Origin of the sequence: Anaeromusa sp. (assembly GCF_028691475.1) — a bacterium.
GTDB lineage: Bacteria > Bacillota > Negativicutes > Anaeromusales > Anaeromusaceae > Anaeromusa.
Window position 1 is genome coordinate 1 of the sequence record NZ_JAQUZF010000057.1, and the last position, 16,430, is coordinate 16,430.

Here is a 16,430-nt window from a genome sequence, read left to right on the forward strand (position 1 = left end):
CAAACATCATCGCGGTATGATGAACGGAGCAGGCAGAGGGAATATGCCGTGCCAGACTGCTCCTGGTGGAACTCAAAACCAATAATAGTATCTGCAGTAGACAAATGCGAGCCAGTAAAAGCCTGGCTCGCATTTTTATTTTAATTTTGGCAGGATATTATGCAATAACAGAGAATATGCTAGAGAATATGCTATGAAAGTTATAGGTTTTCCCAACAAGAAAACCTTTCTGGAGTCAGGCGGATTTCCGGCGGTTAACTGTTGAATAGCAAGTATTAAAATTGAAGGAGTGTAGTAGAAGATGAAAGTCGTAATTACGATTATTGGTAAGGATCGCGTGGGTATTGTTGCTATGGCCAGTAATGTGCTGGCGGAAAATCAGGTAAATATTTTGGACATCAATCAAAATATTGTTGATGGCTTTTTTAATATGGTAATGATTGCTGAAACGGGTGAAAGCAAAGTTTCTCTCAAAGAACTGCAGGCTATTTTTGCAGCGAAAGGCAAGGAACTGGGCTTGGAAATTAAAGTGCAGCATGAAGATATTTTTCAAAGCATGCACCGCATTTAAATTAGCAACAGAGCGTTGCTCACTTTTGGAAGGAGTTTATTGATGTTAAGCATTAAAGATATTTTAGAAACGAACCGCATGATCAGTGAAAATAATCTTGATGTGCGGACGATTACGATGGGGATTAGTTTGCGCGATTGCGCCCACCCCGATTTAGATCGTTTCTGCCAAAATGTATATGAAAAAATCACGCGCCGTGCCGAGCATTTAGTGCGTACTGGCGAAGAAATTGAAAGCGAATATGGCATTCCCATTATTAACAAGCGGATATCCATTACGCCAATCGCGATTGCCGCGGAAAGCTGTCGTACCGACAGCCTTGTACCTGTAGCTCAGATTTTGGACAAAGCGGCCAAAGAAGTTGGGGTTAACTTTATCGGCGGGTTTTCCGCCTTGGTTGAAAAAGGCTATACTGAAGGCGACCGCCGCTTGATTGCATCCATTCCTGAAGCGCTGGCTTGCACAGATCGTGTGTGCGCGTCGGTCAATGTGGGTTCTACCAAGACTGGCATTAATATGGATGCCGTCCGGGAAATGGGCGACGTCATTGTGAAAGCTGCCGCCTTGACTGCGGATCGCGATGCCATTGGCTGCGCTAAATTGGTTGTGTTCGCTAATGTGCCCCAAGACAATCCGTTCATGGCTGGCGCTTTTCATGGCGTAGGAGAGCCGGAGACGGTTATTAATGTGGGCGTTAGCGGTCCGGGCGTTGTGAAACGAGCTTTGGAGGATGTTAAAGGCCAAGATTTCAGCATGGTGGCGGAAACCATTAAGAAAACCGCTTTTAAAATCACCCGCGTAGGGCAACTGGTGGCTCAGGAGGCTTCGCGGCGTTTGGGCGTGCAGTTTGGTATTGTAGATTTGTCCTTGGCGCCGACGCCGGCCATTGGCGACAGTGTAGCGCATATTTTGGAAGAGATGGGCTTGGAGAGCTGCGGCGCCCCCGGCACGACAGCGGCTTTGGCTTTGCTGAACGATGCGGTTAAAAAAGGCGGCTTGATGGCTTCTTCCCATGTTGGCGGTTTGAGCGGCGCTTTTATTCCTGTTAGCGAAGATGCGGGCATGATTGCTGCTGTGGAACGCGGCGCTTTGACGCTAGAGAAACTGGAAGCTATGACCTGTGTTTGTTCCGTTGGCCTTGACATGATTGCCGTTCCCGGCGATACGCCGTCTACTACGTTGGCAGCTATTATTGCAGACGAAGCGGCAATTGGCATGATTAATAATAAAACTACGGCTGTGCGTATTATTCCAGTTCCTGGTAAAAATGTCGGCGATAGTGTGGAGTTTGGCGGCTTGTTGGGCTATAGTCCCATTCTGCCGGTAAACCGTTTTAGTTCTGCTGAATTTATTGCCAGGGGCGGGCGGATTCCCGCGCCTGTGCGCAGCTTGACCAACTGAGGCTTGGCATGAGAGTGACGAAAGCCGTCAAAGGGCAGATGCTGAAGGTACTGGAGCAGACCTATGGTCATATTGGTACAGCGCTTCATTATACATCGCCTTTTGAACTGTTGGTGGCTGTAATTCTTTCGGCGCAGTGCACAGATGAACGTGTGAATATCACCACAGGAAGATTATTTCTCAAAGCCAACACGCCGGAGGCTATTCTGTTCTTAGGGTTGGAAGCGTTGGAGGAAGAGATCAAGGATTGCGGCTTGTTCCGTGCTAAGGCCAAAAATATTTTGGCTATGAGCCGGCTGCTGTTGGAACGTCATCAAGGACAAGTTCCCGATACCTTTGACTCTCTCATTGCGTTGCCGGGAGTGGGCCGAAAAACCGCTAATGTTATTTTAAGCGTTCTTTATAATGTGCCGGCTATTGCGGTGGATACGCACGTGTTTCGCGTGGCGAATCGGTTGCGCCTGGGAACCGGCGATACGCCGGAAGCGGTGGAGGCGGCGCTGCAGAAGGCTATTCCTAAAAAGGACTGGGCAGCGGCGCATCATTGGCTGATTTGGCATGGCCGGAAAATTTGCAAGGCGCGCAGGCCTTTGTGTGATGATTGTCCTGTGCAGGATTTGTGTCCCAGCATGAAGCCATGAGTTTGACAACCAAAGGAGGGATTTTGACATGCATTTGCGTAAAGCGACATTTGGAGATGTAGAAGCCATCCATAAGCTTGTCAACGATTATGCACAGCAAGGAGTTATGCTGCCGCGTTCGCGCAACTCCATTTATGAAACCTTGCGGGATGTAATTATTGCCGAAGAGGATGATCGGCTGGTTGGTGTAGGAAGCCTGCATCTTTCCTGGGACGCCTTGGCTGAGGTAAGGGCCTTAGCCATTGCGCCTGGTTTCCAGCGGCGGGGCATCGGCAGACAGATCGTGGAAGAGCTGCTTATTGAAGGCCGGGCGTTGGGGGTAAAGACCTTCTTTACCTTGACGTATCAGCCGGAATTTTTTGGGACCTTGGGCTTTTCCGAGGTTACCAAAGAAGAATTGCCGCAGAAAGTTTGGAAAGAATGTATAAACTGTCCCAAATTCCCTAACTGCGATGAAGTGGCTATGGTGAAACGGGAAGGTTGAAGTGAAAAAAGCCGGGATATCCTTGACGGATACCCTGGCTTTTTTCTTGATTTAAAAGAGTGGAGTCGCAACTGATGACGGCAGCCGCGAAAATTTTTTGTTCGTTTCCTGGATTGCGTTATTAGGCCCAGCCTTGCAGCATTTCCAAAAGCTTTTGCACGTGAATCTGCTCTTCGGACTGCAGTGCCGTGAAAATTTTACGAACCTCGTCGTTTTTAGTGCTATTGGCAATTTGCTCGTATAGCTGTACTGACTCTTTTTCGCCTTGCAGGGCAATTTCCAAGATGGAACTGACGGAAGTGCATGCCGCAACTTTTTGCGCCGCTTGGGCTTCCGCCGGGAAGGAAAGGGAAGTGCCTATTTTTTGAATGATCGCCGCGGTTTCAGCATCCAGCGCTTCTGGTGCGCTGCCGTTTTTTTGCGTCTGTACGGTGGCCAAGATTTTTTTGACACCTTCTAAGTGATTATTGGTCTGACCTGAAAGAAGGAGCACCAAATTGCGTTGATCTTCGTTTTCCATACGTCTTGCGGCTTCTAAATAAAACTGAGCACCGCGTGCTTCTAATTCTATGGCGAAGCGAATCGAGTCCAAATCAGTTAATAGGGGAGCCATGAAAAAACCTCCTTTATTAATGCAGCGTTAATTTATAAATGCACAGTAAGAAGCGCATTTAATAATTTATAAAATTAGACGCATAACAAAGAATTCCTGCTTGTTGTGAGTAAATATCTTATACTTATGTAAGGTAAAAAGGAAAAAGCATAAATTACAAGGAGATAACAGCAGGAATTTTCTTGAGAAGCGCGAAAAAATGATATATAATCATTCATACCCTTTCTGTTGTAGTTGTTTTGTGATTGGAGGGTGTTGAAAGACATAATGAGTAAGAAAAAAATGGCCTATTGGGGAAGTGCTTTAGTAACGTTTCTATTGTGCGTGCTGGGAGGAACTGGATTTTTTTCTCCGGCAGAGGCGGCAGCAGATGCTGTGCGCAGTAATTACGCCAAGGAATTTGCCGAGTCGGCTGCTACGGCAATTCTGGTGGAAAAGTCGAAGCATCGCTTAACGGTGTTTCATGAAGGCAAGGAGTTAAAAACGTATCCTTGTGCCTTTGGCGTGAACCCGGATGGCGATAAAAAAGAACGCGGCGACAATCGGACGCCGGAAGGACGCTTTTTTGTAACGGAAAAAGAGCGCTTGGGCAGCCATCCCTATTTGGGCAGATCTTGGTTGGGCCTTAGTTATCCGGATGTGGGCCATGCCGAACGCGGCTTGGGTGATCAGCTTATCAGCTATGGCGAATATCAACGTATTGTCACGGCAAATGAACAGCTGGCTTTGCCGCCCCAGGATACGCAGCTTGGCGGTTGGATCGGCATTCATGGCGGGCGTGACGAGGCGACGCGGGAAGGACGAGACTGGACCGAAGGCTGCATCGCCATGGTAGACAGTGATTTAGAAGAAATTTACCCGTATATTCGTTATGGTACGGCAGTAGTAGTGGTTCGTTAACAACTTGACGACGCGTACATAATCAAAGGCATCACAATAAAGTAAGGAGGGAGATCCATGAAAAAATGGCTGAGTCTCCTCCTGTTCCTGCTGATGTTGGCAGGTGTTGCTTTACCGGCGGAAGCTGCTTATGAGCTGCGGCTGAATGTGCCGGAATATAAGTTGCGTTTGTTTGATGGTTCGCGTTTGTTGAAAGAATACAGTGTTGCGGTAGGGACTCCTTACGAGCAGACGCCGGTGGGGCAGTTCAGCGTTTTCTATAAGGAGAAGTATCCTACTTGGCATCCTGGCAGCGGCTTTGTGGACAAGACGCCGGTTCCTCCGGGACCTGCTAATCCCCTGGGGACAAGGTGGATGGAATTTTCGCGTTCCTATGGTATTCATGGCACCAATAAGGATTGGAGTATTGAATATCCTGTGTCCGGCGGTTGCGTGCGCATGTACAATCGGGATGTGGAAGAGCTTTTTGAGAAGATTTCCTTGGGGACGCTGGTGCTGGTAACGTATGAAACGATGAGCCTTACGGAAAAGGCAGATGGCTTGTATTTAACCATTTTCCCGGACATTTATGAAAAACGCAGTTCTACCTGGAGGGCTTTTTTGGCGTTGTACCAGCCCTATGCCGGCGAATATGTCTTGCTGCGCAAACCGGAATTTGCGGCAGCGCAGGAAACGGTTTGGAGCGGGAAGGTGGCTGTGCGCAAGCAAGCTTTGCGAATGGGCTTATAAGAAAAAGGCTGTTTCGATCTATGTCGAAGCAGCCTTTTTTCTTATATATTCATTGCCACCGTAGCCTCATTCGTGCCCTCCGGTTCTCCGATTCTCCTGTTCAATTTCCGTGGTTCCCGTCAAAAGACTGCGTTAAGAGTTTTTCTTATAAAGTAAGAGTTTCGCCGGGCTTGAGGATGCGGACCGGCGTAGATAAACGAGATTCTACGTCCTGCTTGAACTGGCCTGGGTCTTGTTCGATGACAGGCCAAGTGCTGTAGTGCATGGGAACGACCATAGCCGGCTTGAGCATGGCAACGGCTTCGGCGGCGTCTTTGGGGCCCATCGTGAAGTTGCCGCCGATAGGTAATAGCGCGCAGTCGATACTTTCCAGGCGTCCTAAGAGGGTCATGTCGCCGAAAAGGGCCGTATCACCGGCAAAATAAACCCGCTGTTCTCCTTGACGGACAATAAAGCCGCAAGCGTGTCCGCCAGGAACACCAGCGCCATGAAAAGCAGGGGTGACCCGAACGGAGCCGAAAGGAAAATCAAAAGTGCCCCCAAGATGCATAGCATGGGTTTTGCATTCCTGGCCTGCGCATAAATTAGCAATCTCAGCAGTACTGATGATTGTAGCGCCGGTGCGTTTGGCGATAGCGACAGCGTCGCCTAGATGATCGAAGTGACCGTGTGAAACAAGGATGTAGTGACAGTCCATTTCTTCCGGCTGGGCTATTTGAAAGGGGTTGTCTTTTAAAAACGGATCGAACAAAAGAACGGTTCCTTGATTTTCCCAGCTAAAACAGGCATGACCATAGTAGCGTAACTGGCTCACGTGCAAAACCTCCCTTTGGTTTCTTTGCTAATTAGTATACTCTAAGAAATACTCGGGAGCAATGCAACGGAGTTAGGCTTTCGCTACAAGAGTTCTTTCCATTTAAAAGGAATTCATGAAGTGAATGACGAACCGTAACAACAGAAAAAACTGACAACCTGGAAACGGAAGAGCATAAAGGGGGCGAAAGAATTTTATGAACACGTATTCGGTGATGTTTGGAGGGGAAGCCGGGTATGGCGTCATGAGCGCCGGAATGATGGTGGCAAGAGCGGCTTCTCGAAACTCTTTATGGTCCATGGTGGTTAACGAGTATCCTTCCTTAATAAAAGGCGGCTTGAACACCTGCATGGCTCGCTTGGGCGCAGAGCCTTTGGCCGCGCATGAGGAAAGCTTTCAGTTTTTGGGTGCATTATCCCAACAGGCTTTTGATCAAAATTACTCTAAAGTGCGCACGGACGGGATTGTTTTATATGACTGCGAAGCGGTGAAGACGCCGGAAGTGCAAGGGGATGCTCCAGGGATTTGGATTGGCTTGCCTCTTTTGCAGAAATTGCCGGGAGATGCGGCAAAGGTAATGGGAAACAGCGCACTTTTGGGGGCGTTTTGCGCGCTGAGCGGTTTTCCGCGAGCTGCTATTTTGCAGGTTATGAACGACGAATTTAAAAAAGAAAGTGTCCGAGAGCAAAACAAGGCTATTTTTGAGGCGGCGTTTAAGGAAGCTGCCGCCAAGTGCTGTCCTGCGTCCGGTTTGTTTGGGCTGCCCATGGCTGCGTCACAGGAACCAAAGATGCTGCTTAACGGCAATGATGCACTGGCTATGGGCGCCATTCAAGGAGGCTGCCGTTTTTGCGCCGGTTATCCCATGACGCCAGGCTCGAGCGTGTTGGTATATATGGCTGATCAGGGAGCTCGCTACGGAGTTGTGTTTAAGCAAGCGGAAGATGAAATTGCAGCGGTAAACATGCTGATCGGCGCTTCCTATGCAGGTGTGCGTTCCTTGGCTTCTACAAGCGGCGGCGGCTTTGCGCTGATGGTAGAGGCTTTGGGGTTTGCCGCGCAGGCGGAGCTGCCCATCGTGCTGGTGAACGCGCAAAGAGGCGGACCTAGCACCGGCATGCCGACAAGAACGGCTCAGGCGGATTTGCTGTTTACTACCTTTGCCTCCCAGGGCGAGTTTCCTCGATTTGTCTTAGCTCCCGGCGATGTAGATGAATGTTTTTATGAAACTGCCCGCCTTTTTGATTTAACCGAGCGTTTTCAGGTGCCGGGGCTGATTTTAACGGATAAGTATTTAGCGGATTCCTCGGTGAGCAGACCGTTTTTTACGACGCCTCTTGAACCGCAAGTAGAAGCGGGGCGGGCTAGCGAAGAATGGCTGGCGGCGCAGCAACCGTATCTGCGGTATAGCGAGGCGGCGGGAAGCGAAGCGCCTCCCCGGGCGGTGCCGGGACAAAAGGGAGGGGCCTATATCGCAACTAGCTATACCCATAGTGATGACGGATTTTACAGCTCCGGCGACAAGGAATACGCAGCAAGAGAACCGGAAACGGCTGTTGCTGGCTTGGATCGCTGGTATGAAAAATTGCCGGCTATGGAAGCGGCTGCAGACGGCTTGAAGCAATACGGTCCAGACGAGGCGGAACTGACTTTGTTTGTATGGGGCTCTACTAAAGGCGCGGCTTTAGAGGCTATGGAACTGGCAAAACAAGAAGGCTTAACCGTAAATGTGCTGCAGGTTCTGTATGTGGCGCCGTTTCCGGTGCAGGCGTTGTTGAAGACCTTGCCGCGCGTGAAAAAATCACTGCTTATTGAAGGGAATAAAACAGCTCAGTTAGGCTTTTTGTTGCGCGGACATTTAGGGTATGCCGTTGATGAAAGCTATTTGAAGTATGATTCGCGCGCTTTTACGCCGAGTCAGATCTTGGCTCGTATAAAGGAGGTGCTTGGGTAATGAGTGCTCGCGAAATGCAAGGAACTCATACTTCTACCTGGTGCATGGGCTGCGGGAACTTCGGGATTTTCCACGCCTTGAAAAACGTGTTGGCGACATTGTCTGCCAACGATACGGTCTTAGTGACTGGCATCGGCTGCTCCAGTAAAATTGCGCAGTATATGAACGGCTATAGGGTAGAATCTTTGCACGGACGTTCTTTACCTGTCGCCACCGGGGTTAAGCTGGCTAATCATCATTTGACAGTCATCGCCGAAGGCGGCGATGGAGACGGCATGGGTTTAGGCATGGGGCATTTTGTGCATACGGCCCGCCGTAATTTGGACATAAGCTATTTTGTCCATAACAACCAGATTTATGGCTTGACCAAGGGGCAGGCTTCGCCGACGACGGATTTGGGCACGGTGACCAAGTTTACGCCGCCTCCTCTGGGGAATGTAGAAAAACCGGTTAATATTGCTCACACAGCCTTGAGCATGGGCGCAACCTTTGTGGCTAGAACCTTTACAGCTAATGTGCCGCATATGACGGAAATGATGGCGGCCGCCGTGGCGCATCGGGGCTTTGCGGTTGTGGAGATTTTACAGCCTTGCGTATCCTTTAATGCAGTCAATACGTATGCTTGGTATAAGCAGAGAGTGCGCGATTTAAAAGAAATGGACGAATATGATCCTGAAAATCAAGAAAAGGCGCTGGCGTTGGCGGCATTGTGGGGAGATATTATTCCTATAGGCTTATTTTATAAAGAAAGCAGACCGACCTTTGACGGCGTTTTACCGCAGCTGCAGGCGGGACCGCTGGTGGAAGCCAATTTGCAGCAAGTGGATATTACACCATTGATGCAGGAGTTTGTATGAAGAGAACGGTGCTGCTTGGGGCCTTGCTTATTGGGGCCTGGTTAAGCCTGCCCTGGGGAACTGCTTTGGCGGCGGTATATCGGGAAGGAGACTCCGGTCAGGAAATTTTGGCGGTGCAGCAGCGCCTGCGCTCGCTCGGTTATGCCGTGGGCAAACAAGACGGCGTGTTTCATCCCTTGACGGCGTCGGCTGTGCGGGCGTTCCAACAGCAGCAGGGCTTGCCAGCGAATGGTGTATTGGATGAAGTGACTTATCAAAAGCTGATGGGCCAAGCACGGTTGCCTGCAGCGACAGCGAGCCAGCCGGCTGCGGCTTCGGAACGCAAAGCTGCAATTGTCACGAAAAAGGGGGCTGCTTCTTTGCCGCCGCTGCCGCAGTTCAAAGAAAGGCGTCCTGGAAGCTCGGTGCAGGAAACCGCCCAGCAATACTTGGGCGTGCCTTACCGTTTTGGAGGGGCTACGCCGCAGGGGTTTGATTGCTCCGGCTTTGTGATGTATGTGTTTCAAAAACACGGCGTCAAACTGCCTCGCACGGCAGACATACAGTATACGGTTGGCCGGATTATTGACAAAAAGAGATTGCAGCCGGGAGATGTGGTCTTTTTTACAACCTACGAAAAAGGCGCTTCCCATGAAGGAATTTATTTGGGGCAGGAGCGTTTTGTTCATGCTTCCTCAAGCAGGGGCGTCATGATTAGCTCGTTGAACGAGCCCTATTGGAAAAAGCGGTACTTGGGGGCGCGGCGCATGGGATGAAGGCGGGTTGTAGAGAAAGGAGGGCGTAGGCAATGGAATTAACGCATTTTAATGAAACTGGCAAAGCCAAAATGGTGCATGTCGGCGACAAGGCGGATACAGAACGCTTGGCGGTGGCCACAGGCAAGGTGAATATGGCGGCGGAGACGCTTCGAAAAATACGGGAAGGACGTTTAGGCAAAGGGGACGTGCTAGCTGTGGCCCAGGTTGCTGGCATTATGGCTGCTAAGAAGACTTGGGAACTGATCCCTATGTGTCATCCCTTGCAGCTAACGGGTGTGGATTTGCTTTTTTATTTGGATGACGAGGCAGGGGCGGTAGAAATTGCTGCAACCGTGCAAAATCAAGGCAAGACCGGCGTGGAAATGGAAGCGCTGACGGCTGTCTCTGTTGCGGCGCTAACCATTTATGACATGTGCAAGGCCGTAGACAAAGAGATGGAAATCTCGCAAATCTGCTTGGTGGAAAAACGCGGCGGTCGCAGCGGAACCTATCAGCGGCCGCAAAGAGGCAAATGAAAGAAGGCAAGCGGAGATAACGAGGAATTTCATTGACAAGAAATAAGGCCTATGCTAATATTTAAAAATGCATAGGATTTCCTGTGCCGCCGCTCGGAGAGGTGGAAAATTCGCGATGGCGATACCGTATTCGGCGAGCTCAAAGCAGAGGAGGTGCATTTTTATGTACGCTATCATTGAAACTGGCGGTAAACAATACCGTGTGCAGGAAGGCGACAAAATTGTCGTTGAGAAGCTGGCCGTAGAAGAAGGACAGGAAGTTGCGTTCGAACGCGTTCTGACTGTTGTGAAGGACGGCGAAGTTTTGGTGGGCGCTCCGGTTGTAGCCGGTGCGAAAGTGGTTGCTAAAGTAGTGGAGCATGGTAAAGGCAAGAAGATTTTGGTCTTCAAGTACAAAGCTAAATCCAACTACCGTCGCCGCCAGGGCCATCGTCAACCGTTCACTCAGGTCGTGATTGAAAAGATTGAGGCCTAAGTCGGAATGATTGATATTTGTTTACAGCGAAATTCCTCAGGCTTTTTGTGGGCTTTTTCTCTAAAAGGTCATGCCAAAGCGGCTCCGCACGGACAAGACATTGTCTGCGCTGGCGTATCTGCCTTAGCGCAAGCGGCAGTGCTCGGCTTAGAGCGGCATTTGCGCATGGAACTGCAACTGTCTGTCGAAGAGGGGCTTTTGGAAGCTACGCTGAAAGAGGCGCCAACAACGCAGAGCAGTGCGATTTTAGAGACCATGCTTCTGGGACTGAGGGAAATCGAACGATTGTATCCCCGGTATCTTAAGATCCGGGAAAACAGGAGGTGAAATGGCATGTTCCAATTTGATCTTCAGCTATTCGCCCATAAAAAAGGCGTCGGCAGCACTCGTAACGGCCGTGATAGCGAAGCTAAACGCCTTGGCGTTAAACGTCAAGCCGGTGAAGTGGTAACCGCAGGCAGCATTCTTGTTCGTCAGCGTGGAACGCATTTTCATCCTGGAGCCAATGTAGGCATTGGTAAGGATGATACGCTGTTCGCCCTGACGCCTGGCCGCGTTTCTTTTGAACGCAAAGGCCGCTATAAGCGTCAGATCAGCGTCTACCCCGCGGAAGAAGCTGCAATCTAAGCGAATACACACCAAAGACCTGCGGAACCTAACCGCAGGTCTTTTTTTCTTGAGTAGCGCCTTGCTTAGGGAACTACTGATTCATTTGCATTTACGGGAGCGTTGGCTGCATCGGTGGCTCCCTAGGCAAGACGCAGCAAAACAGGTATAATTAAATGAATCTCTATGGAGCTCAGAGGAAAGGAAATACCTTTTTATGTTTATTGATCGTGCGAAAATACAAGTAAAAGCAGGTGACGGCGGCAACGGCATGTCCAGTTTCCGACGTGAAAAATTTGTGCCCAAAGGCGGTCCGAGCGGTGGTGACGGAGGGCGCGGCGGCGATGTTGTTTTAATTGTTGATAACAACTATAATACGTTAATTGATTTTCGATATAAACGGAAATTTGTCGCGCCTACCGGCGTGCATGGTCAAAGCAAAAACATGCATGGCAAGGCAGGGGAACATTTATTTGTACCCGTACCGCCGGGAACGTTAGTTAAGGATGCGGAAAGCGGCGAAATACTGGCGGATTTGACAGAAGTCGGTCAGCAAGCTGTAGTAGCGAAAGGCGGACGCGGGGGACGCGGCAACGCCCGTTTTGTCAATAGTATGCAGAGGGCGCCGCAGTTCGCAGAAAAAGGCGAACCTGGGGCAGAACGGCAATTGTTTTTAGAGCTGAAACTTTTGGCTGATGTGGGCCTTGTCGGGTATCCCAGCGTGGGCAAGTCCAGTATTATTTCCAAGGTTTCCGCAGCGAAACCGGAAATTGCCTCTTATCATTTTACAACGCTGACGCCGGTTTTAGGTGTTGTGCGCCTGGATGACGGCTGCAGTTTTGTGCTGGCGGACATTCCAGGCTTGATTGAAGGAGCGCACTCCGGTGCTGGCTTAGGCCATGATTTTCTGCGTCATGTGGAGCGTACCAAAATCATGATTCATGTACTGGATGCTTCTGGCCTTGAAGGCCGAGATCCTTTGGAAGATTTTTACGCTATCAACAAGGAATTGGCCTTGTATAGTGATAAATTAGCGAAACGACAACAGATTATTGTAGCCAACAAGCTGGATTTGCCGGAAGCGCAGGAAAATTATCTGCGTTTGCAGGCGCATTTTGCGAAGGAAGGCTACGAGATTTATCCGGTATCCGCGGCAACGGGCGAAGGGTTGCAGCAAGTGATGCAGCGGGCTTGGCAATTATTGCAAGCCTATCGGGAAGAGCCGGAAGTAGTTGACGAAGTCAAGGTATACGAGGCTAAGGAGGAAATCCTCTTTACCATCAGCCGGGCGGATGATGGAGCTTTTGTTGTCAGCGGCAAGGATATAGAACGTTTGGTTGCTATGACCAATTTTGACAACGAAGACGGCCTGCGGCGATTCCAGCGCATTTGGCGCAATCTGGAAATTGAAGAGGCATTGCAGGAAAAAGGAATTCAAGAAGGCGATACCGTGCGTATTCGCGACATGGAATTTGAATACAGGCAACATGGGTAAGTTGTAATAAGGATGCTAGGAGGATTAAATATGGAGCTAAATGGCAAGCAAAAACGTCATTTGCGTGCGTTAGGAAGCGCCTTGGATCCGGTGGTGCAGGTCGGCAAAGGCGGTATTGTGGAGACCGTGGTTATCACTGCGAAGGAAGCCATTTCGAAACGGGAACTAATTAAGGTTCGAGTATTGAAAAATAGCCCGGTGGAACCCAAAGAGGCTCTGGAAGAACTGGCGCGCCTCAGTGGAGCTGACTTGGTGCAAGTTATCGGCCGCAATGGCCTTTTGTATGCGCCAAATCCGGAAAAACCAAAAATTGAACTGCCATAAAAGGATCCCAAACGCATTTTATTTCATCGCAAAGCGGGGGATTGGCTATGTTGAATCGAGAGAACATCGGAGAGGCGCAGCGGATTGTAGTTAAGGTTGGGACAAGCACCTTAACGCACGAAACTGGAAAATTGAATTTTTTTCGCATCGAACGGTTGGTCCGCGAACTGTCCGACCTGGTGAATCAAGGCAAGGAAATCGTCTTGGTCAGCTCCGGCGCGGTCGGTGCAGGCATGGAGCGCTTGGGCTTGACGGAAAAACCGAAGACCATTCCGGAAAAGCAAGCGGCAGCTGCTGTAGGACAAGGCGTTTTACTGCATGTGTACGAAAAAATATTTGCAGAGTACGGACAGACTGTCGGTCAGGTGCTTTTGACCAGGGAAGATTCTGTAAAACGCAGCCGCTATGTAAATTCTCGCAACACTTTATTGCAGCTCTTGGCTATGGGAGTCATTCCCATTATCAACGAAAATGACGCGGTAGCGGTAGATGAACTGAAAATAGGCGATAACGACACCCTGTCGGCGATGGTGGGAACCATTGTTGATGCGGATTTGATTATTATCTTATCTGATGTAGACGGCGTATATACCGCTAATCCGCAAACAAACCCGGAAGCGAAACTGCTTTCTGAAATTGCTGAGATTACTCCCGAGATTGACGAACTTGCCGGCGGCCCGGGGACGATGCGCGGTACTGGCGGCATGTATACGAAGATTCAAGCCGCAAAGATTGCGGTCAATGCCGGTATTGCCCTGGTGATTGCCTCCGGGACGCAAGATGGTGTTGTGAGGGAGATTTTAACCGGCCAAGCAGTAGGGACGTTGTTTCCTTCTAAACATAATCGTTTGCAGGTTCGCAAATCCTGGCTGGCTTTTGGAGCCCGCATCGCAGGGGATGTCCAGGTTGACAGCGGCTGTGCAAAGGCCATTGCCAAGACGGGGTCCAGCTTGCTGGCGGCAGGAATTGTCAAGGTTCAGGGGGAATTTGAACAAGGTAAAACCATTCGAATTTTAGATCCTAACGGCAGGGAGCTGGCGCGGGGACTGAGCAATTACAGCTCTGTTGAAATTGAACGCATTCGCGGCAAGCATACGGATGAAATTTCTTCGGTGTTGGGATATAAAACAACGGACGAAGTGGTTCATCGGGACCATTTGGTTCTCATGGTGTGAGGGGGAAGCAGCATGGATTTCAAATTGGAACTGGAAAAGCAAGGTAGACTAGGGAAACAAGCGGCGCGCCGGTTGGCGGTGATGGCAAGCGGCGAGAAAAATGCGGCGCTTTTGGCGATGGCGGATGCGCTGCAGGCGAAGCAGATGGTAATTCTGCAAGCTAATGCAGAAGATGTAGCTCGGGCGGAACAGCGCGGTATCAGCGCGTCCTTATTAGACCGGCTGCGCCTCAATGCCTCACGGATAGACGATATGGCGGAGGGGTTGCGCCAAGTGGCTTCTTTGCCGGATCCTATTGGCGAGGTCTTGGGCATGTGGCGTCGCCCGAATGGCTTAGAAATTGGTAAAGTGCGCGTGCCTCTAGGGGTTATCGGCATGATTTATGAAGCGCGTCCGAATGTGACCGTGGATGCGGCGGGGCTGTGCTTGAAATCGGGCAATGCCGTTTTGCTGCGTGGAGGATCAGAGGCAATTTCCTCTAATTTGGCGATGCTCCGGGTATTGGTAGAAGCTGGCGAGGCGGCCGGGCTGCCTGCTGGCGCCATTCAAATGGTAACAACCACAGACCGGGAAGCGGTGCAGGCCATGCTGCGTCTTAATCGGTATCTGGACGTCATTATTCCGCGCGGTGGGGCTGGCTTGATCCGCACCGTCGTTGAGAACAGTACAGTGCCGGTCATTGAAACCGGTATCGGCGTATGCCATACCTATGTGGACGACGGCGCTGACTTAGCCATGGCGGAAGAAATTGCTTTTAATGCCAAGGTTTCCCGGCCTTCGGTTTGCAATGCCATGGAGACCTTGTTGGTGCATCGCTGTGTGGCTAAAGCGTTTCTGCCTAAGATGCTGGAACGGTATCATGCTGCCGGAGTGGAGCTGCGAGGCTGCCCGGAAACTCAAAAATATCACCAGGCGGTTTTGCCGGTGACCGAAGCGGATTGGGCGACGGAATACCATGACTTGATTTTGTCGATACGTGTGGTTGAAGATTTGGATACGGCGCTGGAGCACATTGCTCGGTACAGCACGAAACACTCCGAAGCTATTGTGACGCGCAGCTATGAGCGGGCGCGCCGCTTTCAGCGCGAGGTGGATGCGGCGGCTGTTTATGTCAATGCATCTACGCGTTTTAGTGATGGCTTTGAATTTGGCTTTGGCGCTGAAATCGGTATTAGCACACAGAAGCTGCACGCTCGGGGACCGATGGGCTTGGCGGAGCTGACGAGCACCAAGTATATTGTTTCTGGAGACGGACAGATCCGGTAGGTTCTTTTGCAGATCGTGCAATATAATTTCGAAGGAATTGCAGCATTTTTGGTGGTTCCTTACATTAGGGAGAGTTCGATGACAACAAAAGTACGGAAATTTGGCGTTATGGGCGGGACTTTTGATCCGATTCATATTGGCCATTTAGTCATTGCGGAAGCGGTACGGACGGAGTTTGGTCTGGAAAAAGTATTGTTTGTTCCGGCTAATCACCCGCCTCATAAACAAGCGCAGAACGTTACTTCGGCGTTGCATCGGTACGTGATGACGGTGCTGGCGACGGCATCTAACCCTTTCTTTTTTGTATCTCCTATTGAAATTCATCGCCCAGGACCTTCCTATACGGTCGATACCTTGCGGCAGTTGAGAAAAGAAATTGGCGAGCCGGTGGAATTGTATTTTATTACCGGTGCTGATACGATTCGGGAATTACCGACATGGGAACGAATTGAAGAGCTTTTTGAGTTATGCCATTTTGTGGGCGCCAGTCGGCCGGGTTGTGAAGATGCAATGGAGGCTACGCAACGGTATTTTGGCAGTGTGGGACAAGGTCGCATTCATCGGCTGACAACGCCGGAACTAGCGATTTCTTCGACTGATATTCGTTTGCGGGTGCAGCAAGGGCGATCCATTCAGTATATTGTTCCGGAAATGGTAGAACAGTATATTCTTAAAGAAGGTTTGTATCTGGGCCTGGCGGATGAGGAGACAGGATCGAATGGATGTTGAAATCATTTTCCGGGAAGTTAAAAAGGAATTAAGCTCTAAACGCTTTGCTCATACTCAAGGGGTTATAAACAAAGCAATTGAATTGGCGCAGCGGCATGAGGGGAATGTGGAGCAAGCTCGTTT

General features: G+C 50.2%; 20 protein-coding genes. 18 read left to right on the top strand and 2 right to left on the bottom strand.

Annotated features, from left to right (window positions below; genetic code table 11):
- The first annotated feature begins 301 nt into the window (after window positions 1-301).
- From PHF27_RS08640 to PHF27_RS08655, 4 genes are read left to right on the top strand one after another with little or no spacing between them, the layout of a single operon-like run.
- A complete protein-coding gene (locus PHF27_RS08640; RefSeq protein ID WP_300068594.1) occupies window positions 302-571 on the top strand; it encodes an ACT domain-containing protein in 270 nt (89 codons plus the stop codon).
- A 42-nt stretch (window positions 572-613) separates the two neighbouring features.
- Window positions 614-1,972 (top strand): PFL family protein, encoded by a 1,359-nt coding sequence (locus PHF27_RS08645; protein WP_300068596.1) that lies wholly within the window; start codon window positions 614-616, stop codon window positions 1,970-1,972.
- Window positions 1,973-1,980: 8 nt separating this feature from the next.
- Complete coding sequence (gene nth / locus PHF27_RS08650; protein WP_300068599.1) at window positions 1,981-2,613, top strand: endonuclease III; 633 nt, start codon at window positions 1,981-1,983, stop codon at window positions 2,611-2,613.
- A gap of 28 nt (window positions 2,614-2,641) precedes the next feature.
- On the top strand, window positions 2,642-3,097 hold the full coding sequence (locus tag PHF27_RS08655; RefSeq protein WP_300068601.1) for an N-acetyltransferase: 456 nt from the start codon (window positions 2,642-2,644) through the stop codon (window positions 3,095-3,097).
- 121 nt (window positions 3,098-3,218) lie between these two features.
- Here the strand turns inward: PHF27_RS08655 and PHF27_RS08660 are convergent, their stop codons facing one another.
- Window positions 3,219-3,710 (bottom strand): ferritin family protein, encoded by a 492-nt coding sequence (locus PHF27_RS08660; protein ID WP_300068603.1) that lies wholly within the window; start codon window positions 3,708-3,710, stop codon window positions 3,219-3,221.
- Window positions 3,711-3,977: 267 nt separating this feature from the next.
- Here PHF27_RS08660 and PHF27_RS08665 point away from each other — a divergent pair, with 267 nt between their 5' ends.
- Together PHF27_RS08665 and PHF27_RS08670 are read left to right on the top strand one after the other, a co-directional pair.
- Window positions 3,978-4,610 carry a L,D-transpeptidase gene (locus PHF27_RS08665; RefSeq protein WP_300068606.1) on the top strand — a complete coding sequence of 211 codons (633 nt, stop codon included), beginning with the start codon at window positions 3,978-3,980 and terminating at the stop codon, window positions 4,608-4,610.
- Window positions 4,611-4,667: 57 nt separating this feature from the next.
- Window positions 4,668-5,339 (top strand): L,D-transpeptidase, encoded by a 672-nt coding sequence (locus tag PHF27_RS08670; protein WP_300068609.1) that lies wholly within the window; start codon window positions 4,668-4,670, stop codon window positions 5,337-5,339.
- A gap of 145 nt (window positions 5,340-5,484) precedes the next feature.
- On the opposite strand, the gene PHF27_RS08675 is transcribed toward PHF27_RS08670, so the two are convergent.
- Complete coding sequence (locus tag PHF27_RS08675; protein WP_300068612.1) at window positions 5,485-6,153, bottom strand: metal-dependent hydrolase; 669 nt, start codon at window positions 6,151-6,153, stop codon at window positions 5,485-5,487.
- 196 nt (window positions 6,154-6,349) lie between these two features.
- Between PHF27_RS08675 and PHF27_RS08680 the strand changes: the two genes are divergently transcribed.
- The 12 genes from PHF27_RS08680 to nadD all read left to right on the top strand — a co-directional run bounded on the left by PHF27_RS08680 (window position 6,350) and on the right by nadD (window position 16,307).
- Window positions 6,350-8,107: a 2-oxoacid:acceptor oxidoreductase subunit alpha gene (locus PHF27_RS08680; RefSeq protein WP_300068615.1), complete on the top strand. Its 1,758-nt coding sequence runs from the start codon at window positions 6,350-6,352 to the stop codon at window positions 8,105-8,107.
- A complete protein-coding gene (locus tag PHF27_RS08685) occupies window positions 8,107-8,964 on the top strand; it encodes a thiamine pyrophosphate-dependent enzyme (RefSeq protein ID WP_300068617.1) in 858 nt (285 codons plus the stop codon). Before PHF27_RS08680 ends, PHF27_RS08685 begins: the two co-directional genes overlap by 1 nt.
- On the top strand, window positions 8,961-9,719 hold the full coding sequence (locus PHF27_RS08690) for an NlpC/P60 family protein (RefSeq protein WP_300068620.1): 759 nt from the start codon (window positions 8,961-8,963) through the stop codon (window positions 9,717-9,719). The genes PHF27_RS08685 and PHF27_RS08690 overlap by 4 nt, the downstream gene beginning before the upstream one ends.
- A 32-nt stretch (window positions 9,720-9,751) precedes the next feature.
- Window positions 9,752-10,237 carry a cyclic pyranopterin monophosphate synthase MoaC gene (gene moaC / locus PHF27_RS08695; protein WP_300068624.1) on the top strand — a complete coding sequence of 162 codons (486 nt, stop codon included), beginning with the start codon at window positions 9,752-9,754 and terminating at the stop codon, window positions 10,235-10,237.
- 163 nt (window positions 10,238-10,400) lie between these two features.
- Window positions 10,401-10,712 carry a 50S ribosomal protein L21 gene (gene rplU, locus PHF27_RS08700; protein WP_300068626.1) on the top strand — a complete coding sequence of 104 codons (312 nt, stop codon included), beginning with the start codon at window positions 10,401-10,403 and terminating at the stop codon, window positions 10,710-10,712.
- Between the two features lie 6 nt (window positions 10,713-10,718).
- Window positions 10,719-11,039 carry a ribosomal-processing cysteine protease Prp gene (locus PHF27_RS08705; RefSeq protein ID WP_300068628.1) on the top strand — a complete coding sequence of 107 codons (321 nt, stop codon included), beginning with the start codon at window positions 10,719-10,721 and terminating at the stop codon, window positions 11,037-11,039.
- A 6-nt stretch (window positions 11,040-11,045) separates the two neighbouring features.
- Entirely contained in the window at window positions 11,046-11,339 is a 294-nt protein-coding gene (gene rpmA / locus PHF27_RS08710) for a 50S ribosomal protein L27 (RefSeq protein ID WP_018702388.1), read from the top strand.
- 196 nt (window positions 11,340-11,535) lie between these two features.
- Entirely contained in the window at window positions 11,536-12,813 is a 1,278-nt protein-coding gene (obgE, locus tag PHF27_RS08715; RefSeq protein WP_300068631.1) for a GTPase ObgE, read from the top strand.
- Between the two features lie 30 nt (window positions 12,814-12,843).
- On the top strand, window positions 12,844-13,137 hold the full coding sequence (yhbY, locus tag PHF27_RS08720; RefSeq protein ID WP_300068634.1) for a ribosome assembly RNA-binding protein YhbY: 294 nt from the start codon (window positions 12,844-12,846) through the stop codon (window positions 13,135-13,137).
- Between the two features lie 47 nt (window positions 13,138-13,184).
- Window positions 13,185-14,312 (top strand): glutamate 5-kinase, encoded by a 1,128-nt coding sequence (gene proB / locus PHF27_RS08725; protein ID WP_300068637.1) that lies wholly within the window; start codon window positions 13,185-13,187, stop codon window positions 14,310-14,312.
- Window positions 14,313-14,324: 12 nt separating this feature from the next.
- Window positions 14,325-15,578: a glutamate-5-semialdehyde dehydrogenase gene (locus tag PHF27_RS08730; protein ID WP_300068640.1), complete on the top strand. Its 1,254-nt coding sequence runs from the start codon at window positions 14,325-14,327 to the stop codon at window positions 15,576-15,578.
- A 78-nt stretch (window positions 15,579-15,656) separates the two neighbouring features.
- A complete protein-coding gene (nadD, locus tag PHF27_RS08735; RefSeq protein ID WP_300068643.1) occupies window positions 15,657-16,307 on the top strand; it encodes a nicotinate-nucleotide adenylyltransferase in 651 nt (216 codons plus the stop codon).
- The last annotated feature ends 123 nt before the right edge of the window (window positions 16,308-16,430 follow it).